At 63.2% G+C, this 20,565-nt stretch carries 20 protein-coding genes; 14 read left to right on the top strand and 6 right to left on the bottom strand.

The features are described 5' to 3' along the window. Positions 1 to 24: 24 nt before the first annotated feature. Positions 25 to 933: an acetylglutamate kinase gene (gene argB / locus APH27_RS01350; protein WP_027917021.1), complete on the top strand. Its 909-nt coding sequence runs from the start codon at positions 25 to 27 to the stop codon at positions 931 to 933. A gap of 167 nt (positions 934 to 1,100) precedes the next feature. Here the strand turns inward: argB and pyrE are convergent, their stop codons facing one another. Further along, on the bottom strand, positions 1,101 to 1,742 hold the full coding sequence (gene pyrE / locus APH27_RS01355; RefSeq protein ID WP_008091580.1) for an orotate phosphoribosyltransferase: 642 nt from the start codon (positions 1,740 to 1,742) through the stop codon (positions 1,101 to 1,103). 80 nt (positions 1,743 to 1,822) lie between these two features. Between pyrE and APH27_RS01360 the strand changes: the two genes are divergently transcribed. Beyond that, a complete protein-coding gene (locus tag APH27_RS01360) occupies positions 1,823 to 2,602 on the top strand; it encodes an exodeoxyribonuclease III (protein WP_008091582.1) in 780 nt (259 codons plus the stop codon). A 152-nt stretch (positions 2,603 to 2,754) separates the two neighbouring features. Here APH27_RS01360 and rph read toward each other — a convergent pair whose 3' ends face one another. Further along, on the bottom strand, positions 2,755 to 3,477 hold the full coding sequence (gene rph, locus APH27_RS01365; protein ID WP_060483798.1) for a ribonuclease PH: 723 nt from the start codon (positions 3,475 to 3,477) through the stop codon (positions 2,755 to 2,757). A 205-nt stretch (positions 3,478 to 3,682) separates the two neighbouring features. On the opposite strand from rph, the gene APH27_RS01370 reads away from it, so the two are divergent. Together APH27_RS01370 and gmk are read left to right on the top strand one after the other, a co-directional pair. Further along, complete coding sequence (locus APH27_RS01370; protein WP_027917024.1) at positions 3,683 to 4,546, top strand: YicC/YloC family endoribonuclease; 864 nt, start codon at positions 3,683 to 3,685, stop codon at positions 4,544 to 4,546. A gap of 13 nt (positions 4,547 to 4,559) precedes the next feature. Beyond that, positions 4,560 to 5,180 carry a guanylate kinase gene (gene gmk, locus APH27_RS01375; RefSeq protein ID WP_027917025.1) on the top strand — a complete coding sequence of 207 codons (621 nt, stop codon included), beginning with the start codon at positions 4,560 to 4,562 and terminating at the stop codon, positions 5,178 to 5,180. A 135-nt stretch (positions 5,181 to 5,315) separates the two neighbouring features. On the opposite strand, the gene APH27_RS01380 is transcribed toward gmk, so the two are convergent. The 3 genes from APH27_RS01380 to APH27_RS01390 form a co-directional block, all read right to left on the bottom strand. Then, positions 5,316 to 6,854, bottom strand: coding sequence for an APC family permease (locus APH27_RS01380; protein ID WP_060483799.1), 1,539 nt, complete (start codon positions 6,852 to 6,854; stop codon positions 5,316 to 5,318). 118 nt (positions 6,855 to 6,972) lie between these two features. Beyond that, positions 6,973 to 7,728 carry a gamma-glutamyl-gamma-aminobutyrate hydrolase family protein gene (locus APH27_RS01385; protein WP_060483800.1) on the bottom strand — a complete coding sequence of 252 codons (756 nt, stop codon included), beginning with the start codon at positions 7,726 to 7,728 and terminating at the stop codon, positions 6,973 to 6,975. Positions 7,729 to 7,732: 4 nt separating this feature from the next. Next, positions 7,733 to 9,115: a glutamine synthetase family protein gene (locus tag APH27_RS01390; RefSeq protein WP_027917028.1), complete on the bottom strand. Its 1,383-nt coding sequence runs from the start codon at positions 9,113 to 9,115 to the stop codon at positions 7,733 to 7,735. A 205-nt stretch (positions 9,116 to 9,320) separates the two neighbouring features. Here APH27_RS01390 and APH27_RS01395 point away from each other — a divergent pair, with 205 nt between their 5' ends. The 5 genes from APH27_RS01395 (at position 9,321) to APH27_RS01415 (ending at position 14,070) form a co-directional block, all read left to right on the top strand. Next, on the top strand, positions 9,321 to 10,193 hold the full coding sequence (locus tag APH27_RS01395; RefSeq protein WP_027917029.1) for a LysR family transcriptional regulator: 873 nt from the start codon (positions 9,321 to 9,323) through the stop codon (positions 10,191 to 10,193). 260 nt (positions 10,194 to 10,453) lie between these two features. After that, complete coding sequence (gene rpoZ, locus APH27_RS01400; protein WP_016394025.1) at positions 10,454 to 10,717, top strand: DNA-directed RNA polymerase subunit omega; 264 nt, start codon at positions 10,454 to 10,456, stop codon at positions 10,715 to 10,717. A 59-nt stretch (positions 10,718 to 10,776) separates the two neighbouring features. Then, positions 10,777 to 12,885, top strand: coding sequence for a bifunctional GTP diphosphokinase/guanosine-3',5'-bis pyrophosphate 3'-pyrophosphohydrolase (gene spoT, locus APH27_RS01405; protein WP_060483801.1), 2,109 nt, complete (start codon positions 10,777 to 10,779; stop codon positions 12,883 to 12,885). A gap of 23 nt (positions 12,886 to 12,908) precedes the next feature. Beyond that, positions 12,909 to 13,289: a RidA family protein gene (locus APH27_RS01410; RefSeq protein WP_009684531.1), complete on the top strand. Its 381-nt coding sequence runs from the start codon at positions 12,909 to 12,911 to the stop codon at positions 13,287 to 13,289. Between the two features lie 55 nt (positions 13,290 to 13,344). Beyond that, positions 13,345 to 14,070, top strand: a complete 726-nt coding sequence (locus APH27_RS01415) for a hypothetical protein (protein WP_060483802.1) — start codon at positions 13,345 to 13,347, stop codon at positions 14,068 to 14,070. Between the two features lie 196 nt (positions 14,071 to 14,266). Here APH27_RS01415 and APH27_RS01420 read toward each other — a convergent pair whose 3' ends face one another. Next, positions 14,267 to 15,124: an SDR family oxidoreductase gene (locus APH27_RS01420; RefSeq protein WP_060483803.1), complete on the bottom strand. Its 858-nt coding sequence runs from the start codon at positions 15,122 to 15,124 to the stop codon at positions 14,267 to 14,269. Between the two features lie 191 nt (positions 15,125 to 15,315). Here APH27_RS01420 and exbB point away from each other — a divergent pair, with 191 nt between their 5' ends. The 5 genes from exbB to recG all read left to right on the top strand — a co-directional run bounded on the left by exbB (position 15,316) and on the right by recG (position 20,541). Then, positions 15,316 to 16,275 carry a tonB-system energizer ExbB gene (exbB, locus tag APH27_RS01425; protein ID WP_027917033.1) on the top strand — a complete coding sequence of 320 codons (960 nt, stop codon included), beginning with the start codon at positions 15,316 to 15,318 and terminating at the stop codon, positions 16,273 to 16,275. Between the two features lie 3 nt (positions 16,276 to 16,278). Further along, on the top strand, positions 16,279 to 16,707 hold the full coding sequence (exbD, locus tag APH27_RS01430; RefSeq protein ID WP_027917034.1) for a TonB system transport protein ExbD: 429 nt from the start codon (positions 16,279 to 16,281) through the stop codon (positions 16,705 to 16,707). After that, positions 16,704 to 17,438 (top strand): energy transducer TonB, encoded by a 735-nt coding sequence (locus APH27_RS01435; RefSeq protein ID WP_027917035.1) that lies wholly within the window; start codon positions 16,704 to 16,706, stop codon positions 17,436 to 17,438. Before exbD ends, APH27_RS01435 begins: the two co-directional genes overlap by 4 nt. Positions 17,439 to 17,532: 94 nt before the next feature. After that, positions 17,533 to 18,459 (top strand): hydrogen peroxide-inducible genes activator, encoded by a 927-nt coding sequence (locus APH27_RS01440; RefSeq protein WP_027917036.1) that lies wholly within the window; start codon positions 17,533 to 17,535, stop codon positions 18,457 to 18,459. A gap of 3 nt (positions 18,460 to 18,462) precedes the next feature. Further along, positions 18,463 to 20,541 carry an ATP-dependent DNA helicase RecG gene (gene recG / locus APH27_RS01445; RefSeq protein WP_060483804.1) on the top strand — a complete coding sequence of 693 codons (2,079 nt, stop codon included), beginning with the start codon at positions 18,463 to 18,465 and terminating at the stop codon, positions 20,539 to 20,541. The last annotated feature ends 24 nt before the right edge of the window (positions 20,542 to 20,565 follow it).

The raw sequence follows: 20,565 nt of genomic DNA on the forward strand, positions 1-20,565 counted from the left end.
ATCTGTTCCTTACAGGAGCCCTGCATGACCCTCGATCGCGATGCCGCTTCCCATGTAGCCGAGGTTTTGTCCGAAGCACTGCCTTACATCCGCCGCTTTGTCGGCAAGACCCTGGTGATCAAGTACGGCGGCAACGCGATGGAGAGCGAAGAGCTCAAGACCGGCTTTGCCCGTGACATCGTGCTGATGAAGGCCGTGGGCATCAACCCGGTGGTCGTGCACGGTGGCGGCCCGCAGATCGGCGACCTGCTCAAGCGCCTGTCGATCGAGAGCCACTTCATCGATGGCATGCGCGTCACTGACGCCGCCACCATGGATGTGGTGGAAATGGTCCTCGGCGGCCAGGTCAACAAGGACATCGTCAACCTGATCAACCGCCATGGCGGCAGCGCCATTGGCCTGACCGGTAAAGACGCCGAGCTGATTCGTGCGAAGAAGCTCACCGTCAGCCGCCAGACCCCGGAAATGACCCAGCCGGAAATCATCGACATCGGTCACGTCGGCGAAGTGGTAAGCGTCAACACCGAGCTGCTGAACATGCTGGTGAAAGGCGACTTCATCCCGGTGATCGCACCAATCGGCGTGGGTGCCAACGGTGAGTCGTACAACATCAACGCCGACCTGGTGGCGGGCAAGGTTGCCGAAGCGCTGAAAGCCGAGAAGCTGATGCTGCTGACCAACATCGCCGGCCTGATGGACAAGCAGGGCCAGGTCCTGACCGGCCTGACCACCGAGCAGGTCAACGAACTGATCGCCGACGGCACCATCTACGGCGGCATGCTGCCGAAGATCAAGTGCGCACTGGAAGCAGTCCAGGGCGGCGTCAACAGCTCGCACATCGTCGATGGCCGCGTGCCAAATGCGGTGCTGCTGGAGATCTTCACCGACAGCGGCGTCGGCACCCTGATCACCAACCGCAAGCGTCACGGGTAACCTGCCCCGGCCTCTTCGCGGGTAAACCCGCTCCTACAGGGATAGCACCGCCTTTGGCGGCGTGGAGATTCTGTGGGAGCGGGTTCACCCGCGAAGAGGTCGGAACAGGCGACACAAAAAAGGCGACCTTCTCACGAAGGTCGCCTTTTTTCGTTACCAGGCCAGGATCAGATCCCGTACTGCGCCCGGTAGGCTTCCACAGCCGGCAGATGCTGCTTGAGCTGCGGATCGTCAGCCAGGAACTCCAGCACCTGAGTCAGCGAAACAATGCTGACCACTGGAATACCGAAGTCACGCTCCACTTCCTGGATCGCCGACAGCTCGCCATTGCCGCGCTCTTCGCGGTTCAGCGCGATCAACACGCCTGCAGCCTTGGCCTGCTGGGCGTTGATGATCTGCATGACCTCGCGAATGGCGGTACCGGCAGTGATCACATCGTCGATGATCAGCACATCACCGGCCAACGGCGCGCCCACCAGGCTGCCACCTTCGCCATGATCCTTGGCTTCCTTGCGGTTGAAGCACCAAGGCACGTCGAGCTGATGCTGGTCGGCCAGGGCCACGGCAGTGGTCGCCGCCAGGGGAATACCCTTGTAGGCTGGGCCGAACAGCACGTCGAACGGGATCTTGCTGTCGACGATGGCTGCCGCGTAGCAACGGCCCAGTTGCGCAAGGGCGGAACCGGTGTTGAACAGGCCGGCATTGAAGAAATACGGGCTGGTACGCCCCGATTTCAGGGTGAATTCACCGAAGCGCAGCACGCCGCGATCGATGGCAAAACGGATGAAGTCGCGCTGATACGGCTGCATGTAAGGTCCCGGACACCACGGATTTAGCTAAATGGGTTGAGCTCGGGTATCATACACGCACGAGATTTTTGGGGCCATTTATGCGGATCATCAGTGTGAACGTGAATGGCATTCAGGCTGCGGCCGAGCGTGGATTGCTCAGCTGGTTGCAAGCCCAGAATGCCGACGTCATCTGCCTTCAGGATACCCGCGCCTCGGCCTTTGAACTCGACGACCCAGCTTTCCAGCTCGATGGCTATTTCCTTTATGCCTGCGATGCGGAGGTACCCGCCCAAGGTGGCGTGGCACTTTACTCGCGCATGCAGCCCAAGGCAGTCATCACCGGCCTGGGTTTCGAGACAGCCGACCGCTACGGGCGTTATCTGCAAGCAGATTTCGACAAAGTCAGTATTGCCAGCCTGCTGCTGCCTTCGGGTATGAACGGCGACGAAGACTTGAACCAGAAATTCAAGTTGATGGACGACTTCGCCAAGTACCTGGACAAGCAGCGTCGCAAGCGTCGCGAATACATCTATTGCGGCTCGTTCTATGTGGCGCAGCAGAAGCTCGACATCAAGAACTGGCGTGACAGCCAGCAGTCGCCAGGCTTCCTGCCGCCAGAGCGGGCGTGGATGGATGCGATCACCGGCGACATGGGCTATGTAGATGCCCTGCGCGAAGTCAGCCGTGAAGGCGACCAGTACAGCTGGTGGCCGGACAACGAACAGGCCGAGATGCTCAACCTGGGCTACCGGTTCGACTACCAGATCCTCACGCCGGGCCTGCGCCGCTTTGTGCGCAATGCCCGCCTGCCGCGTCAGCCGCGCTTCTCTCAGCATGCGCCGCTGATCGTCGACTATGACTGGACGTTGACCATCTAAAAAGCATTGGGGCCGCTTCGCAGCCCTTTCGCAACACAAGGCCGCTCCTACAAGAATCGCATCAGTCCGTCTTGACGCGATCGCTTGTAGGAGCGGCCTTGTGTCGCGAAAGGGCCGCGCAGCGGCCCCAGCTTTTTCAGATCAGATCAAAATCAGTCGGCCAAGGCGGCGTTCTGCAGTTCGAAGATCTCGGTCATGCCTTTGTGCGCCAGCGCCAGCATGGCGTTGAAGTCTTCAGGCTGGAACGGCGCACCTTCGGCGGTACCCTGTACTTCGATGAAACCACCGGCGCTGGTCATGACCACGTTCAGGTCGGTTTCAGCAGCCGAGTCTTCCAGGTAATCCAGGTCGAGTACCGCCTCGCCCTGGTACATGCCCACCGATACGGCAGCGATCATGTGCTTGAGCGGGTTGCCGGCCTTCAGGCCACCGCGCTTCTTGATCACGGCCAGGGCGTCGCACAGGGCGACCATGGCGCCGGTGATCGAAGCGGTGCGGGTACCGCCATCGGCCTGGATCACGTCGCAGTCGATGTACAGCGTGATGTCACCGAGCTTGCTCATGTCCAGCGCGGCACGCAGCGACCGGCCGATCAGGCGCTGGATCTCCAGGGTACGGCCGCCTTGCTTGCCACGGCTGGCTTCGCGCTGGTTACGTTCACCGGTGGACCGCGGCAGCATGCCGTACTCGGCGGTCAGCCAGCCTTGGCCCTGGCCTTTGAGGAAGCGCGGTACGCCGTTTTCGACGCTGACCGTGCAGATGACCTTGGTGTCACCGAACTCGACCAGTACCGACCCTTCGGCGTGCTTGGTGTAGTTGCGGGTGATGCGGATCGAGCGGAGCTGATCGGCGGCGCGACCACTTGGACGTTTCATCTGGGATACCTGTACTGGGACTTTGAATCTGCCCGCCATTATAGAGCCCGTCGCCCACAGAGGACATGCCTATTGTCGCGCTCCCGGCAGCCTGTCGCCTTTTCCCACTCGCCAGCACGCGCTCTGTAACATGGGCGGATTGGGCGCCACGTGCGCACTGCGCTACAATCCCGCGCCTTCAATTCATTTACGCGAGGTACTTCCCATGGTGCACAGCATGACCGCTTTTGCTCGTGTCGAGCGCGCAGGCAGCCAAGGCACGCTGGTCTGGGAATTGCGCTCGGTCAACCACCGTTACCTTGAGCCTCACCTGCGCCTGCCGGACGCCCTGCGCGACCTCGAAGGCGCGGTACGTGAAGGCCTGCGCCAGGGCCTGTCGCGTGGCAAGGTCGAATGCACCCTGCGCCTGCACGAAGACAGCAACGGCAAGCCGCTCAGGGTCGACCGCGAGCGCGCCGCGCAGCTGGTCGCCGCTGCCGAAGAGGTCGCCGGCCTGATCAAGCAGCCAGCTGCCCTCAACCCGCTGGAGGTGCTGTCCTGGCCCGGCGTGCTGGTAGCCGACGCCACTGACCCGCAGGCCCTGAATGCCGAAGCCGTGGCGCTGTTCGACGAGGCCTTGGCCGAGCTCAAGGCCGGGCGCCTGCGCGAAGGCCAGGAACTGGCCCGGCTGATCAACGAACGCCTGGACAGCATGACCACCGAGGTCACCACCTTGCGCGCCCTGGTGCCACAGATGCTCGCTGCCCAGCGGCAGAAGATCATCGACCGCTTCGGTGACCTCAAGGCCGAGCTTGACCCGCAGCGCCTGGAACAGGAGATGGTACTGCTGGCACAGAAGAGCGACGTTGCCGAAGAGCTGGACCGCCTCAGCACTCACGTCAACGAAGTGCGCCGGGTGCTCAAGTCCGGGGGCGCCGCCGGTCGGCGCCTGGACTTCCTGATGCAGGAGCTCAACCGCGAAGCCAACACCCTGGGCTCCAAGGCCTTCGACCCACGCAGCACGCAAGCGGCGGTCAACCTGAAGGTGTTGATCGAACAGATGCGTGAACAAGTACAGAACATCGAGTAAGGCCACCCCGACCATGAATCAAAGCAGCGGCACCCTCTATATCGTTTCGGCACCGTCCGGCGCCGGCAAGACCAGCCTGGTCACCGCCCTGATCAAGGCCGACCCCCGCGTCAGCGTCTCTGTATCGCACACCACCCGCGCCATGCGCCCGGGCGAGCAGCACGGCGTGAACTACCACTTCGTCAGCCATGACGATTTCAAGGGGCTGATCACCCAGGGTGACTTCCTCGAGCACGCCGAGGTGTTTGGCAATTTCTATGGCACTTCGCGCAGCGCGCTGCAAGAAGTGCTGGACCAAGGGAACGACCTGATCCTCGAGATCGACTGGCAAGGCGCCCAGCAGGTGCGCAAGCTGATGCCCGAGGCACGTTCTGTGTTCATCCTGCCGCCAAGCCAGCAGGCCCTGCGCGAGCGTCTGGACGGCCGTGGCCAGGACAGCGAAGAGATCATCGCTGGCCGCATGAAGGAAGCTGTCAGCGAGATGGAGCACTACGACGAGTATGAGTACGTCATCATCAATGACGACTTCGACGTGGCGCTGGAGGAATTGAAGGCAGTGTTCGTGGCCAATCGCCTGCTGCTGAAGAAGCAGCAGCAGCGCCACAGTGGCCTGCTGGAAGAATTGCTCGCCTGAAGACTGATGGGGGCTGCTTTGCAGCCCTTTCGCGACACAAGGCCGCTCCTACAAGGGACCGTGTCAGCATCGGCTGATGCGATCGCCTGTAGGAGCGGCCTTGTGTCGCGAAAGGGGCGCAAAGCGCCCCCAAAATTATTCCTGCAATGGCAAGGTGGCCTGCTGGCGCAGAGTAGCCCCCAGGAAGTAGGCCGGCGCGCGCATCCGCGAAATCATCATCAGCACGATCCCCAGTGCCGAAATGATCGCCGCAATCACGAATACCAACCCCAACCCCGCCACATGCGAGCCACTGCCGAAATCCGGCGAGGCGCTGTCGATGGCCGTGCGCACGAAGATCACCGACAGGATCACCCCTCCCACCAGCGGGCACAGGCCACGCATGAAGAAGTGGCGCAGGCTGCCGAACAGGCTGTCGCGGAAGTACCAGACGCAAGCGAACGCTGTCAGCGAGTAGTAGAAGCAGATCATCATGCCCAGCGCCGTGATGGTGTCAGCCAGCACGTTCTCGCTCAGGGTACGCATGGTCACGTAGAACAGGCCCGCCGCCACACCAGCGCAGATGGTCGCGTAACGCGGGGTCTGCGAGCGCGGGCAGACGCTGGCGAATTTCTGCGGCACCGCACCGTAGTAACCCATGGCCAACAGCGTGCGCGCCGGCGACACGAAGGTCGACTGCAGCGACGCCGCGGTGCTTGCCAGTACCGCAATCGACATCAGGATCGCCAGCGGCCCCATCACCGGACCGGCCAGGTGAGCGAACACGTTTTCCTGGATACGCGGGTTGTTCAGCCCCAGGCCATGCTCGCTGATGCCAGCGAACTGCAAGGTGGCGATGGCGGTGACCAGATACAGGCCAAGGATCAGCAGCACCGTCCAGGTCGCCGCCTTGCCCGGCACTTCGTCGCTGCCGATCGACTCTTCGCTGACGGTCAGGCACACGTCCCAGCCCCAGAAAATGAAGATCGACAGTGACAGCCCCGCAGCAAAGGCCGAGAACGACTCGACACCGAACGGGTTGAACCAGGCGAAATCGAACTCCAGCGGCGGCGGCGCGGTGGTACCGCCGAAGGCTGCGAAGGCAAAGCCGAGCAATACCATCAGCTGTAACGCCACCAGCCCGTACTGCACGGTCATGGTGGTGGCCATGCCCCGGCAGCAGATCCACACCGCCAGGGCTATGAACACGCAACAGGTGGCGATATTGATCAACAGGTTGTCTGCCAGGGCCGCCAGCTCGTGGTGGCCGGTGATCTGGCTGAGGAACAGGTAGAAGAAGTCGACGGCAACGCCCGCCAGGTTGGACAACACGATGGTGGTGGCAACGACCAGCCCCCAGCCACCGATCCAGCCGATCATCGGGCCAAAGGCGCGGGCCGACCAGGTAAACGAAGTGCCGCTGTCCGGCTCGGCCGAATTCAGCTCGCGATAGCCCAGGGCTACCAGCAGCATGGGCAGGAAGCCGACGATGAACACGGCAGGAAGATGAGCACCGACCTCACGTACGGTCGGGCCAAGGGCGCCGGTCAGGGTGTAGACCGGGGCAATGGTGGAAATGCCCAGCACCACGCTGGCCAGCAGGCCAAGACGGCCCTTGGCCAGGCCTTTGCTGCGTTGAGTGCTGCCCGAGTCGGCCACATCGGGTGGGCGGCCGGCTTCTGTGTAATTGCTCATGAGTTTTTGCCGTAACTATTGGAATTGTTTTCACAGGCCCTGATCCCAAGGCCTGCTTCCACTCATTGAAAGCGCACTGACGGGGGTGAGTCATCCCGGACTTTTGGCTGACGTGCTGTCAGACCTCCCGTGCAGCATGGGCAATGCAGGCCTCGCAGAACGCCTGGAAAAGGCGCCTTGAGACCGGGTTGTCGGCGAAACGCCATTCCGGGTGCCACTGCACACCAAGCACAAAGCCCGGTGCGTCAGGCATCGACACCGCTTCGATCAGGCCATCCGGGGCCCGTGCCTCGACCCGCAGGCCCTGGGCCAGGCGGTCGATGCCCTGGCTGTGCAACGAGTTGACCTCGAACTGCGCAGCCAGGCCCAGGCGCTCGAACAACCCGCCAGGCGTAACGCTGACAGGATGACGAGGGCCGTATTGCACCTCCAGCGGTGCGTCTTCAGGTTCACGGTGGTCCAGGTAGCCGGGCAGCTCCTGCACGCGCTGGTGCAGGCTACCGCCAAGGGCCACATTCAGCTCCTGGAAACCACGACAGATGCAGAAGACCGGCACGCCGGCGGCAATCGCCGCCTGCAGCAACGGCAGGGTCAGCCGGTCTCTGGCAAGGTCGTGTCGGGTCCCTTCGGCGCTGGCGGCGCCATTGTAATGATGCGGCTCGATATTTGAAGGCGAGCCTGTGAAAACAATGCCATCGAGCCGGGCCAGCAGCGCCTGGGTGTCGCTGCCACCGTCGCGGGCCGGCAAAATCAGCGGCAGCCCGGCAAAGCCCGCCGCCTCGACATACTTGTCGCCCACTGTGTGCGACGAGTTCTTCCCCACCTGCTGGCGGCAGGCGCTGATACCAATCAAGGGGACCGCAATTGCGCTCATGGGCTTACACCGTGTGCAGGTACCAGTTGTACTCGAGGTCGGAAATCGAAACTTCGAACTCGGCCAGCTCACTTTCCTTGCAGGCCACGAAGATATCGATGTAGTCCGGGCTGATGTATTGGTTGAGGACTTCGCTGTCATCCAGCGCACGCAGGGCGTCGCGCAGGTTGTTCGGCAGGCTCTGCTCCAGCTGTTCGTAGGCGTTGCCTTCGATCGGTGCACCCGGCTCGATCTTGCTGGTCAGGCCGTGGTGGATGCCGGCCAGGATCGCCGCCAACATCAGGTACGGGTTGGCATCGGCGCCAGCCACACGGTGCTCGATGCGCACGTTTTCGCTGCTGTCGGTCGGCACGCGAATAGCTACGGTGCGGTTGTCCAGGCCCCAGCTCGGCGCATTAGGCACGTAGAACTGTGCGCCGAAGCGGCGGTAGGAGTTGATGTTCGGGCACAGGAAGGCCATCGACGCCGGCATGGTCTCCAGCACACCACCGATGGCGTGGCGCAGGGCGTCGCTTTGCAGCGGGTCTTCATGGGCGAAGATGTTCTTGCCGGTTTTCTTGTCCAGCAGCGAGATGTGCACGTGCAGGCCGTTGCCCGCCTGGCCCGGGTAGGGCTTGGCCATGAAGGTGGTGTCCATTTCATGGTCGTAGGCGACGTTCTTGATCAGGCGCTTGAGCAGGATCGCGTAGTCGCAGGCCTTGAGCGGGTCAGCGACGTGGTGCAGGTTGACCTCGAACTGCGCCGGGGCGCTTTCCTTGACGATGGCATCGGCTGGCAGGCCTTGCTCCTTGGCCGCTTCGAGCATGTCCTGGAGGCAGTCGGCGTATTCGTCGAGGTCGTCGATCAGGTACACCTGGGTCGACTGCGGGCGCTTGCCCGAGATAGGCGAACGTGGCGGCTGCGGGCGGCCGTTGAGGTTATCCTGGTCGATCAGGTAGAACTCCAGCTCGAACGCGGCGCAGATATCCAGGCCCATGGCGTCGAACTTGCTCACCACCTGACGCAGCACTTCGCGTGGGTCGGCGAAGAATGGCTCACCGTCGAGTTCGTGCATGGTCATCAGCAGCTGTGCGGTGGGGCGCTTCTGCCACGGCTCGTCCGACAGCGTGCCGGCAATCGGGAAACAGATACGGTCAGCGTCGCCGATGTCCAGGCCCAGCCCGGTGCTTTCCACGGTCGAGCCATTGATGTCGAGGGCGAACAACGAGGCTGGCAGGTTGATACCCTTCTCGTACACCTTGTGCAGGCTGGCGCGCTCGATGCGCTTGCCGCGTACCACGCCGTTCATGTCGGAAATCAGCAGGTCGACGTACTGCGTATCCGGATGGGCCTGAAGGAAGTCATTCATCTCGCTGGAAGTACTGGCGCACGGGGTGACCGACGTCATGGCTTACATCCTATGATTTGCTGCGGCGATGTGGGGATACGGCTGGCGCCTCACGGGCGACGATGGTTGCAGCTGTTGTTCTTTTCACTTTCCCATCGTGGGGATTGGTTACCCGACCGGGCGCATTGATTCCCGGGGGCCGTTTCACTATAAAATGGCCCTCACGCAACAGACATTGGCAATTCGGCAAGCAGAGCGTGCACCAATGCAATATCAAATTACCCACGCCGACCTCTCCCTGGTCCTGGCACTGGAACGCGGGCGCTCATTGGCCAAGGCCGCCGAACTGCTCAAGGTCGACGTTTCGACCGTGTTCCGCTCGATTCGCCGGCTGGAGTCGGCGCTAGGCACCGCGCTGTTCGTGAAAAGCCGCAAGGGTTACCTGCCGACCGACACGGCCCAGGCCCTGGCCGAGCAGGCCGAGCGCGCCGAGCAGGCGCTGGATGCCGCACGTATCGCCATGACCAGCGGTGAGCAGGTGGTCAGCGGCACAGTACGCCTGACCTGCACCGAGGCAGTGATGCACAGCCTGCTGCTGCCGGCACTGGCCGCGTTCATGCCCAACTACCCGGCGTTGTCGCTGGAAATGGGCACCTCCAACACCTTTGCCAACCTCAGCCGGCGCGATGCCGACATCGCCTTGCGCCTGACCAACACGCCGCCAGAGCATCTGGTAGGGCGTTGCCTGGGCTCCACCTCCTATGTGATCTGCGGTCAGCCACAATGGCGCGAGCGCTTGAACGCGTCGGCCACCAGCGTGCCGTGGATCGCCCCGGACGACTCGATGCAGGACCACCCGACCGTGGTCTGGCGCAACCAGCAGTATCCAGGGCTGAGCCCGCGCTACCAGTGCAGCGGCATGTCGACCATCGCCCAACTGGTGAGCACCGGGCTGGGCGTGGCGGCACTGCCTGACTATATGGTCGATGCCTTGCCGGGAGTGGATGCGTTGAGCGGGCCGTTGCCCGGATGCGATACACAGTTGTGGCTGCTGACCCGGCCGGACTGCCGGGCGTTGCGGTCGGTGCAGACGTTGTTCGAAGAACTGACGCCGCGGTTGCGGGATGCAATGCTCTGAGGTTATCGTCGGAGTCAAGTATCGAGGGTGTCTGTTCCGGCCCTTTCGCGGGCGGGCCCGCTCCCATAGGGTGAGCGGTGCTGGTGAGCAACGCATCATTCCTGTGGGAGCGGGCTTGTCCGCGAATAAGCCGACACAGGGCTCGAAGGCGACCGCCCGGCAAAACAGCGCTTCCCTATTGGCTGGTGATTTTTTAAACTATCGAGTCCGCCTGCCCATATTGGGCTGCACGCCCACCGCATTTGCTACTGAGGAAGACCATGGCCCGCGTAACTGTTGAAGACTGCCTGGAACACGTGGATAACCGTTTTGAGCTGGTCATGCTCTCGACCAAGCGCGCCCGTCAGCTGGCTACCGGCGGCAAAGAGCCGCGCGTAGCATGGGAAAACGACAAGCCGACCGTGGTCGCCCTGCGCGAAATCGCCGAAGGTATCGTTACCCCTGAGTTCATCGCCGCCGAAGAGATCGTTACCGAGGATCCGGTCTTCGCCGCGTTCGAGGACGAGTCCAACGAGGCTGTCTGATCGATGCCCTGTCGACGTCGCGCGGCACAAGGCCCTCTTCCTCGGCAAGAGGTGAAACCATGCCGGGCATAGAAGCCTTAGCCGAACGGCTGTCGACCTACCTGGGCCCCGAACAGGTCAACCTGGTTCGCCGTGCCTATTTCTACGCCGAACAGGCACACGACGGGCAGCGCCGCCGCAGCGGCGAGCCCTACGTGACCCATCCGCTGGCCGTGGCCAGCATCCTCGCCGACATGCACATGGACCATCAGAGCCTGATGGCAGCCATGCTGCACGACGTGATCGAAGACACCGGCATCGCCAAGGAAGCCCTCTGCCAGCAGTTTGGCGAGACCGTGGCCGAACTGGTCGATGGGGTCAGCAAGCTGACCCAGATGAACTTCGAGACCAAGGCCGAAGCGCAGGCCGAAAACTTCCAGAAGATGGCCATGGCCATGGCCCGCGATATCCGCGTGATCCTGGTCAAGCTGGCCGACCGCCTGCACAACATGCGCACCCTGGAAGTGCTGTCTGGCGAAAAACGCCGGCGCATCGCCAAGGAAACCCTTGAGATCTACGCCCCCATCGCCAACCGCCTGGGTATGCACACGGTGCGCGTGGAGTTCGAAGACCTTGGCTTCAAGGCCATGCACCCGATGCGGTCCTCGCTGATCCATCGGGCGGTGAAGAGCGCACGCGGCAACCGTAAAGAGATCGTCGCCAAGATCGAGCACTCGCTGGCCAACTGCCTGGCCGCGGACGGCATCCAGGGCGAGGTCAGCGGCCGGCAGAAACACCTCTATGGCATCTACAAGAAGATGCGTGGCAAACGCCGCGCCTTCAACGAGATCATGGACGTGTACGCCTTCCGCATCATCGTCGACAAGGTCGACACCTGCTACCGCGTGCTCGGCGCCGTGCACAACCTGTACAAGCCGCTGCCCGGTCGCTTCAAGGATTACATCGCGATTCCCAAGGCCAACGGCTACCAGTCGTTGCACACCACGCTGTTCGGCATGCACGGCGTGCCCATCGAAATCCAGATCCGCACCCGCGAGATGGAAGAGATGGCCAACAACGGCATTGCCGCGCACTGGCTGTACAAGTCCAACGAGGACGAGCAACCCAAGGGCAGCCATGCCCGGGCGCGTCAGTGGGTCAAGGGCATCCTCGAACTGCAGCAACGTGCTGGCAACTCGCTGGAATTCATCGAAAGCGTGAAGATCGACCTGTTCCCGGACGAGGTCTATGTGTTCACACCCAAAGGCCGGATCATGGAGCTGCCCAAAGGCTCCACCGCCGTCGACTTCGCTTACGCGGTGCACACCGACGTTGGCAACAGCTGCATCGCCTGCCGCATCAACCGCCGCCTGGCGCCGCTGTCCGAACCGCTGCAAAGCGGTTCGACGGTGGAAATCGTCAGCGCACCGGGCGCACGGCCAAATCCGGCCTGGCTCAATTTCGTGGTCACCGGCAAGGCGCGTACGCACATTCGCCACGCCCTCAAGCAGCAGCGTCGCTCCGAGTCGATCAGCCTCGGCGAGCGCCTGCTGAACAAGGTACTGACCGGCTTCGACAGCAGCCTGGAGAAAATCCCTCAGGAGCGCATTCAGGCGATTCTTGCCGAGTACCGCCTGGAGCTCATCGAAGACTTGCTCGAAGACATTGGCTTGGGCAACCGCATGGCCTACGTGGTCGCCCGTCGCCTGCTGTCGGCCGAAGGCGAACAGCTGCCGGCGCCGGAAGGCCCGCTGGCGATCCGCGGCACCGAAGGCCTGGTGCTGAGCTACGCCAAGTGCTGTACGCCAATCCCGGGCGATCCGATCGTCGGCCACCTGTCGGCGGGCAAGGGCATGGTCGTGCACCTGGAAAACTGCCGCAACATCAGCGAAATCCGCCACAACCCGGAAAAGTGCGTACAACTCTCCTGGGCCAAGGACATCGCTGGCGAATTCAACGTCGAGCTGCGTGTCGAGCTTGAACACCAGCGCGGCCTGATCGCCTTGCTGGCCAGCAGCGTCAACGCTGCCGACGGCAACATCGAGAAGATCAGCATGGACGAACGCGACGGCCGTATCAGCGTGGTCCAACTGGTGATCAGCGTGCACGATCGTGTGCACCTGGCGCGTGTGATCAAGAAGCTGCGTACCTTGACCGGCGTGGTCCGCATCACCCGCATGCGTACGTAGTCCGCCAACCGCAAGGAGTCATCATGAGCAAGACCGTAATCAACAGCGACAAGGCCCCTGCCGCTATCGGCACCTACTCCCAGGCGATCAAGGCCGGCAACACCGTCTACATGTCGGGGCAGATCCCACTGGACCCAAAGACCATGGAGCTGGTCGAAGGCTTCGAAGCCCAGACCGTACAGGTGTTCGAGAACCTCAAGGCCGTAGCTGAAGCGGCTGGCGGTTCGTTCAAGGACATCGTCAAGCTGAACATCTTCCTCACCGACCTGAGCCACTTCGCCAAGGTCAACGAAGTGATGGGCCGCTACTTCGAACAGCCATACCCAGCCCGCGCCGCCATCGGCGTGGCTGCGCTGCCGAAAGGCGCCCAGGTCGAAATGGACGCCATCCTGGTCATCGAATGATGCCCCTGGTGACGGGCGCCCTGCCCGTCACCCTCTTCTGCAAGGTTATCCCGTCATGCGTCAAGCACTGCCCCTCGCGCTGGCAGCCCTGCTTCTGGGCGGCTGCGCCAGCCACAAACCCGAAGATTTCAATGGTACCTGGATCAACCAGGCCGCCATCAAGGCCGCCAGCAAAGGCGGCAGCCTGCGCCAGGCCCTGAACGAGCACGGCCCGGTTTTCGAGTGGAAGCTCGATGTCGCCAACCAGCAGGCCAGCTTCAGCAATGGTTTCGAAGCTGCCGACGGCCAGCTGAGCGCCAACCAGAAACACTGGCAGGCCAGCTTCGAAGGTGGCCAGACCGAACAGCTCGAACTCGATGGCGATGAATTGAAAGCCACTGCCCAGAACGGTGCCGAGCAGACCTTCGTTCGCGCCAAGCAGCCCGGCAATGCGCCATTAGGCGGCAGCTTCGAGAAGGCGCTGTACCAGGCTTACCTCGGTGGCGACTGGAAGATCATCGAAGGCCAGGGCAAAGGCGCCACCGTGCACTTCAGCGATACCGGCAGCGTTACCGGCCTGCCTGGCCCGGACCGTTTCGCCCTGTGCCTGGCCGGCGACTGCGCCAGCATGGGTGGCAACAACGACAGCCTGTGGCTGGAGCGCAACCAGCGCGGCGCACCGTTCATCTTCAAGCGGGATGGCGACAAGCTGGCGATCTTCCAGGCGGTGAATACTGCCCAGGCAGACGAGATTCCGCAGCTGACGGCCGGTACTCAGCAGTGGGTGCTGGAGCGGGACTGAAGCTCCTCTCCATTCCGGGCGCGGTCTTTGTAGGAGCGGCCTTGCCGGGACGCCGGACCGGTCGGAAAGGGCTGCACAGCAGCCCCGCGATATTTGCATTCAAGCATCAATTTGGGGGCCGCTTTGCGGCCCTTTCCGACCGGTCCGGCGTCCCGGCAAGGCCGCTCCTACGAAGACCGCACCAAGCCTGTAGGTTTCAGCGCTTGCCCTTCAGGATGGCCGCATAGCCTTCCTTGTAGCTCGGATACTGCGGCGCCCAGCCCAACGCCCGCACCCGGGCATTGCTGCAACGTTTGCTGCCGGTACGCCGCACCCGCTGCTCATCGGACCACTCGGTGACGCCCATATAGGCGCGCAACCAAGCCACCACATCGGCCAGCGGCGCTGGGTCGTCGTCGACGCCGATGTAGCAATCCTCCAGCGCCACGCCATCGGCGTCAGCCTGCAGCAGGTACGCCAACAGGCTCGCAGCATCTTCTGCATGAATCCGGTTGCCATAGAGCGGCGGCTCTTCTGCCACGCGGTAGCCTTGGCGCACCTGGCTCAACAACCACTCGCGTCCCGGGCCGTAGATGCCGGTCAGGCGAATCACGCTGGCGGGAATGCCACTTGCCAGCGCCAACCCTTCGGCCTCCAGCATCACCTTCCCGGAATAACCTGCAGGCTCGGTGGCGGCAGTTTCGTCGATCCATTCCCCATCCTTTTGCGCAAACACGCTGCTGCTGGAGACGAACAGCAAACGCCGCGGGCGCTGGCCGCGCTCGGCCAGCCAAGCCAGCACATGACGCAAACCGTCGACATAGGCCGCCTGATAGCCTGCCTCGTCGTGCTGGCTGGCGGCCACGCAATACACCAGATAGTCCGGCGAACGCTGCGGCCACGACGGGGGGATGGCGGGATCGGAAAGATCCGCGGCGATAGGCGAGACACCCTCTGGCAACTGCTCGACCGAGCGGCGCAAGCCACTAATTTGCCAGCCTTTAGCCAGCAGTTGGCGGGCCAAACGGCCGCCTACATCACCACATCCCACGATAATTGCTGAAAGGTCTGACATCACAAAACTCCCTAGACCAAAGGATCAGGCTATCCGTATTACACGATAGGCGGCTAGACCATAGGTGAAAAAAGCAACAAGATTACTTTTGTTAACAAGAATTACTTGCAATAATGGCACCCCTATCTGTTCTCGGCCTATCTCGAGGCCTTGGAGAACGCTCACTTTCTTCTTCATCAGGTCCGGCCAGCATGACACGTACTCAACCTTCCGCTTCGCCAACCCCGTCGCGCGCCTGGCGCGCCATCGCCGCGCTGATGTTCAGCCTGGTGCTGGCCCCGCTGGCCATGGCCGATGAGCCAAACGCCAGCGCCGCCACCCCGGCTGCTGCTGCCGCTCCGGCCACTCCGGCACCGGCTGGTGTCGAAGGCCAGGCCGTGACTCCGGTCGATGCACCTGCCGCCGCCGACCCGGCCGTTCAGGCACTGGTTGAAGACACCTCGCTGGGCATGGCGCACGACCTGTCCCCGTGGGGCATGTACAAGAACGCCGATATCGTCGTCAAAATCGTGATGATCGGCCTGGCCATCGCCTCGATCATCACCTGGACCATCTGGATCGCCAAGGGCTTCGAGCTGATGGGCGCCAAGCGTCGCCTGCGTGGCGAGATTGCCGCACTGAAGAAGTCGGTCAGCCTGAAAGAAGCCAGCGATGTTTCCAATAAAGAAGGCACCCTGGCCCACACCCTGGTCCACGACGCCCTCGAGGAAATGCGCCTGTCGGCCAATGCCCGCGAGAAGGAAGGCATCAAGGAACGCGTCAGCTTCCGCCTGGAGCGCCTGGTAGCTGCCAGCGGTCGCACCATGAGCAACGGCACCGGCGTGCTCGCCACCATCGGCTCCACTGCGCCGTTCGTAGGCCTGTTCGGTACCGTGTGGGGCATCATGAACAGCTTCATCGGCATCGCCAAGACCCAGACCACCAACCTGGCCGTAGTAGCCCCTGGTATCGCCGAAGCCCTGCTGGCCACCGCCCTGGGTCTGGTCGCAGCGATCCCGGCCGTGGTCATCTACAACGTCTTCGCCCGCTCCATCGCGGGCTACAAGGCACAGGTGTCCGACGCATCCGCCCAGGTACTGCTGCTGGTCAGCCGTGATCTGGACCACCAAGGCAGCGAGCGCGCCGCCCCGCACATGGTGAAAGTGGGGTAAGCCATGGGCCTGCATCTCAACGAAGGTGGCGATGACCTCGCCGAAAACCACGAAATCAACGTTACGCCGTTCATCGACGTGATGCTGGTGCTGCTGATCATCTTCATGGTCGCAGCCCCCTTGGCCACGGTCGACATCAAGGTCGACCTGCCGGCTTCGACCGCCAAGCCGGCGCCGAGGCCCGAGAAACCGGTGTTCGTCAGCGTCAAGGCCGACCAGAAGCTGTATGTCGGCGACGATCAGGTACCTGCCCCCGCACAGCTTGGCCCGATGCTCGACGCCAAGACCAAGGGTGACAAGGAAACCACCATCTTCTTCCAGGCCGACAAGGGCGTGGATTACGGTGACCTGATGGAAGTGATGAACACCATGCGCGCGGCCGGCTACCTCAAGGTCGGTCTGGTAGGTCTCGAGACGGCAGCCAAGAAATGACGAAACCGCGCTCAACCGTGGCGCGCTACGGTGGCAGCCTGGCGATCGTGCTGGGCGTGCACGTGGTCGCCGTGCTGCTGACCCTCAACTGGTCGGTGCCCCAGGCCATCGAGCTGCCCCCGGCAGCCATGATGGTCGAGCTGGCGCCGCTACCCGAGCCCGCGCCGCCGCCACCACCGAAAGCCGCCCCACAGCCACCGGCACCGGTCGAAGAGCCGCCGTTGCCAAAGCTGGTCGAGGCGCCGAAACCGAAGATCGCCATCGCCAAGCCGCCCAAGCCGAAGCCCAAGCCTCAGCCACCGAAGCCTGAGAAGAAGCCTGAGCCGCCGAAAGACGAGCCACCGGCCAAGGAACAGGTAGCCGACACGCCGCCAAGCAACACGCCACCGCAAAAGTCGGCGGCACCGGCGCCAAGCATCGCCGCCAACAGCCAGGCGCTGCCAACCTGGCAGAGCGACCTGCTGCGCCATCTGGCGAAGTACAAGCGCTACCCGGAGGACGCGCGCCGTCGTGGCCTGCAAGGCATCAACCGCTTGCGCTTCGTGGTCGATGCCGAAGGCAAGGTGGTTTCCTACTCCATGGCAGGCGGCTCCGGCAGCGCGGCCCTGGACCGGGCGACCATGGAAATGATCCGCCGCGCAGGCACGGTACCCAAGCCGCCAGCCGAGTTGCTGACCAATGGCACAATCGAAGTAGTGGCACCGTTCGTCTACTCCCTGGACCGTCGCTGATACTTTTGTTTCTGTCACAAATCGGCAAGTCTGATAACGTGCGTCTATCGATTGCAGCCGCTATGCTGGGGCCGCAACTTCATGGACGCACGTTATGACCCTCACAGAATTACGCTACATCGTCACGCTCGCCCAGGAGCAGCACTTCGGCCATGCTGCCGAGCGCTGCCACGTCAGCCAGCCGACCCTGTCGGTCGGCGTGAAGAAGCTTGAGGACGAGCTGGGCGTGCTGATCTTCGAGCGCAGCAAGAGCGCGGTGCGCCTGACCCCGGTCGGCGAAAGCATTGTTGCCCAGGCGCAGAAGGTGCTGGAGCAGGCCCAAGGCATTCGCGAATTGGCCCAGGCCGGCAAGAACCAACTGACCGCCCCGCTCAAGGTCGGCGCCATCTACACTGTCGGCCCATACCTTTTCCCGCACCTCATTCCACAGCTGCATCGGGTTGCACCGCAGATGCCGCTGTACATCGAAGAAAACTTCACCCACGTGCTGCGCGAGAAGCTGCGCAACGGCGAACTGGACGCGGTGATCATCGCCCTGCCGTTCAATGAAGCCGATGTGCTGACCCTGCCGCTGTATGACGAGCCCTTCTGTGCATTAATGCCGGCCGACCACCCGTGGACGGCGAAAAAGACCATCGACACTGCCATGCTCAACGACAAGAGCCTGCTGCTGCTCGGCGAGGGTCACTGCTTCCGCGATCAGGTGCTGGAAGCCTGCCCGACGCTGAACAAAGGTGGCGATGGCGCCAAGCACACCACGGTCGAGTCCAGCTCGCTGGAAACCATCCGCCATATGGTCGCTTCGGGCCTGGGGGTGTCGATCCTTCCACTCTCGGCCGTGCACAGTCATCACTATGCGCCCGGGGTCATCGAAGTGCGTCCACTTACCCCGCCAGCGCCGTTCCGTACCGTGGCCATCGCCTGGCGCGCCAGCTTCCCGCGGCCGAAGGCGATCGAGATCCTTGCCGACTCGATCCGTCTCTGCTCGGTGGCCAAGCCGCCCGTGGAACAACCGGCCTGATCCATGACTGAGCTGTCGAAGGTCTCGGTCACGGCGCTCAAGGGCGTAGGCGATGCCATGGCGGAGAAGCTCGCCAAGGTCGGCCTGGAGAACCTGCAGGACGTGCTGTTCCACCTGCCCCTGCGCTACCAGGACCGCACTCGCGTGGTGCCGATCGGCCAGCTGCGCCCAGGCCAGGACGCGGTGATCGAAGGCGTGGTCAGCGGCGCCGACGTGACCATGGGCAAGCGCCGCAGCCTGGTGGTACGCCTGGGTGACGGCACAGGCGTGCTGAGCCTGCGCTTCTACCACTTCAGCAATGCGCAAAAGGAAGGCCTCAAGCGTGGCACCCACCTGCGCTGCTACGGCGAAGCCCGCCCCGGTGCCTCGGGCCTGGAAATCTACCACCCGGAGTACCGTGCGCTGAATGGCGACGAGCCGGCACCGCCGGTCGAGCAGACCCTGACGCCGATCTACCCGTCCACCGAAGGCCTCACCCAACAGCGCCTGCGCCTGCTCTGCCAGCAGAGCCTGGGCATGCTCGGCCCGCGCAGTCTGCCGGACTGGCTGCCCGACGAATTGGCCCGCGACTACCAGCTGGCGCCGCTGGACGATGCCATCCGTTACCTGCACAACCCGCCAGCCGACGCCGATCTCGACGAACTCGCCGAGGGTCAGCACTGGGCCCAGCACCGCCTGGCCTTCGAAGAGCTGCTGACCCACCAGCTGTCGCAGCAACGCCTGCGCGAGAGCCTGCGCAGCCTGCGCGCGCCGGTACTGCCGAAGGCCAAGCGCCTGCAGGCGCAATACCTGGCAAACCTGGGCTTCCGGCCGACCGGGGCGCAGCAGCGCGTGGCCAACGAAATCGCCTATGACCTCAGCCAGCACGAGCCCATGATGCGTCTGGTTCAGGGCGATGTCGGCGCCGGTAAGACCGTGGTCGCCGCCCTCGCTGCACTGCAGGCGCTGGAGGCGGGCTACCAGGTGGCGCTGATGGCGCCCACCGAGATCCTTGCCGAACAGCACTACATCACCTTCAAGCGCTGGCTTGAGCCGCTGGGGATCGAAGTCGCCTGGCTGGCCGGCAAGCTCAAGGGCAAGGCCCGCGCCAGTGCCCTGGAGCAGATAGCCGGTGGCGCGCCAATGGTGGTCGGTACCCACGCGCTGTTCCAGGAGGAAGTCCGCTTCAAGCACCTGGCCCTGGCGATCATCGACGAACAGCACCGCTTCGGTGTGCAACAACGCCTTGCCTTGCGCAAGAAAGGCGTGGCCGGCGAGCTGTGCCCGCACCAGCTGATCATGACCGCTACACCGATCCCGCGCACCCTGGCCATGAGCGCCTACGCCGACCTCGACACCTCGGTGCTCGACGAGCTGCCGCCTGGGCGCACGCCGGTGAACACCGTGCTGGTAGCCGACAGCCGCCGCTTCGAAGTGGTCGAGCGGGTCCGAGCAGCCTGCGCCGAAGGGCGCCAGGCTTACTGGGTGTGCACGCTGATCGAAGAATCCGAAGAGCTGACCTGCCAAGCGGCCGAAAGCACTTTCGAAGAGCTCGGCAGCGCACTCGGCGAACTGCGCGTGGGCCTGATTCACGGCCGCATGAAGCCTGCAGAAAAGGCCGAGGTCATGGCCGAGTTCAAGCAAGGCAACCTGCAACTGCTGGTCGCCACTACGGTGATCGAGGTCGGCGTGGACGTGCCCAATGCCAGCCTGATGATCATCGAGAACCCCGAGCGTTTGGGCCTGGCACAGCTGCACCAGCTGCGCGGCCGGGTTGGCCGGGGCAGCGCGGCAAGCCATTGCGTGTTGCTGTATCACCCGCCACTGTCGCAGATTGGCCGGGAACGCCTGGGAATCATGCGGGAAACCAACGATGGCTTCATCATTGCCGAGAAAGACCTAGAACTGCGCGGACCCGGCGAAATGCTCGGCACACGCCAGACTGGCCTGCTGCAGTTCAAGGTCGCCGACCTGATGCGCGACGCCGATCTGCTACCGGCGGTGCGTGATGCTGCCCAGGCACTACTGGCACGCTGGCCGGACCATGTCAGCCCACTGCTCGACCGTTGGCTGCGTCACGGCCAGCAATATGGCCAGGTGTGACACCTGTCCCAGAATGGATCCAGC

The organism is Pseudomonas sp. NBRC 111123 (assembly GCF_001320205.1).
Classification (GTDB): Bacteria; Pseudomonadota; Gammaproteobacteria; order Pseudomonadales; family Pseudomonadaceae; genus Aquipseudomonas; species Aquipseudomonas putida_J.

What these genes read in the sequence shown, in the direction of transcription:
- argB (WP_027917021.1), top strand. Translation starts at nt 25, where the DNA reads ATGACCCTCGATCGCGATGCCGCTTCCCATGTAGCCGAGGTTTTGTCC.
- pyrE (WP_008091580.1), bottom strand. Translation starts at nt 1,742, where the DNA reads ATGCAGCCGTATCAGCGCGACTTCATCCGTTTTGCCATCGATCGCGGC.
- APH27_RS01360 (WP_008091582.1), top strand. Translation starts at nt 1,823, where the DNA reads ATGCGGATCATCAGTGTGAACGTGAATGGCATTCAGGCTGCGGCCGAG.
- rph (WP_060483798.1), bottom strand. Translation starts at nt 3,477, where the DNA reads ATGAAACGTCCAAGTGGTCGCGCCGCCGATCAGCTCCGCTCGATCCGC.
- APH27_RS01370 (WP_027917024.1), top strand. Translation starts at nt 3,683, where the DNA reads ATGGTGCACAGCATGACCGCTTTTGCTCGTGTCGAGCGCGCAGGCAGC.
- gmk (WP_027917025.1), top strand. Translation starts at nt 4,560, where the DNA reads ATGAATCAAAGCAGCGGCACCCTCTATATCGTTTCGGCACCGTCCGGC.
- APH27_RS01380 (WP_060483799.1), bottom strand. Translation starts at nt 6,854, where the DNA reads ATGAGCAATTACACAGAAGCCGGCCGCCCACCCGATGTGGCCGACTCG.
- APH27_RS01385 (WP_060483800.1), bottom strand. Translation starts at nt 7,728, where the DNA reads ATGAGCGCAATTGCGGTCCCCTTGATTGGTATCAGCGCCTGCCGCCAG.
- APH27_RS01390 (WP_027917028.1), bottom strand. Translation starts at nt 9,115, where the DNA reads ATGACGTCGGTCACCCCGTGCGCCAGTACTTCCAGCGAGATGAATGAC.
- APH27_RS01395 (WP_027917029.1), top strand. Translation starts at nt 9,321, where the DNA reads ATGCAATATCAAATTACCCACGCCGACCTCTCCCTGGTCCTGGCACTG.
- rpoZ (WP_016394025.1), top strand. Translation starts at nt 10,454, where the DNA reads ATGGCCCGCGTAACTGTTGAAGACTGCCTGGAACACGTGGATAACCGT.
- spoT (WP_060483801.1), top strand. Translation starts at nt 10,777, where the DNA reads ATGCCGGGCATAGAAGCCTTAGCCGAACGGCTGTCGACCTACCTGGGC.
- APH27_RS01410 (WP_009684531.1), top strand. Translation starts at nt 12,909, where the DNA reads ATGAGCAAGACCGTAATCAACAGCGACAAGGCCCCTGCCGCTATCGGC.
- APH27_RS01415 (WP_060483802.1), top strand. Translation starts at nt 13,345, where the DNA reads ATGCGTCAAGCACTGCCCCTCGCGCTGGCAGCCCTGCTTCTGGGCGGC.
- APH27_RS01420 (WP_060483803.1), bottom strand. Translation starts at nt 15,124, where the DNA reads ATGTCAGACCTTTCAGCAATTATCGTGGGATGTGGTGATGTAGGCGGC.
- exbB (WP_027917033.1), top strand. Translation starts at nt 15,316, where the DNA reads ATGACACGTACTCAACCTTCCGCTTCGCCAACCCCGTCGCGCGCCTGG.
- exbD (WP_027917034.1), top strand. Translation starts at nt 16,279, where the DNA reads ATGGGCCTGCATCTCAACGAAGGTGGCGATGACCTCGCCGAAAACCAC.
- APH27_RS01435 (WP_027917035.1), top strand. Translation starts at nt 16,704, where the DNA reads ATGACGAAACCGCGCTCAACCGTGGCGCGCTACGGTGGCAGCCTGGCG.
- APH27_RS01440 (WP_027917036.1), top strand. Translation starts at nt 17,533, where the DNA reads ATGACCCTCACAGAATTACGCTACATCGTCACGCTCGCCCAGGAGCAG.
- recG (WP_060483804.1), top strand. Translation starts at nt 18,463, where the DNA reads ATGACTGAGCTGTCGAAGGTCTCGGTCACGGCGCTCAAGGGCGTAGGC.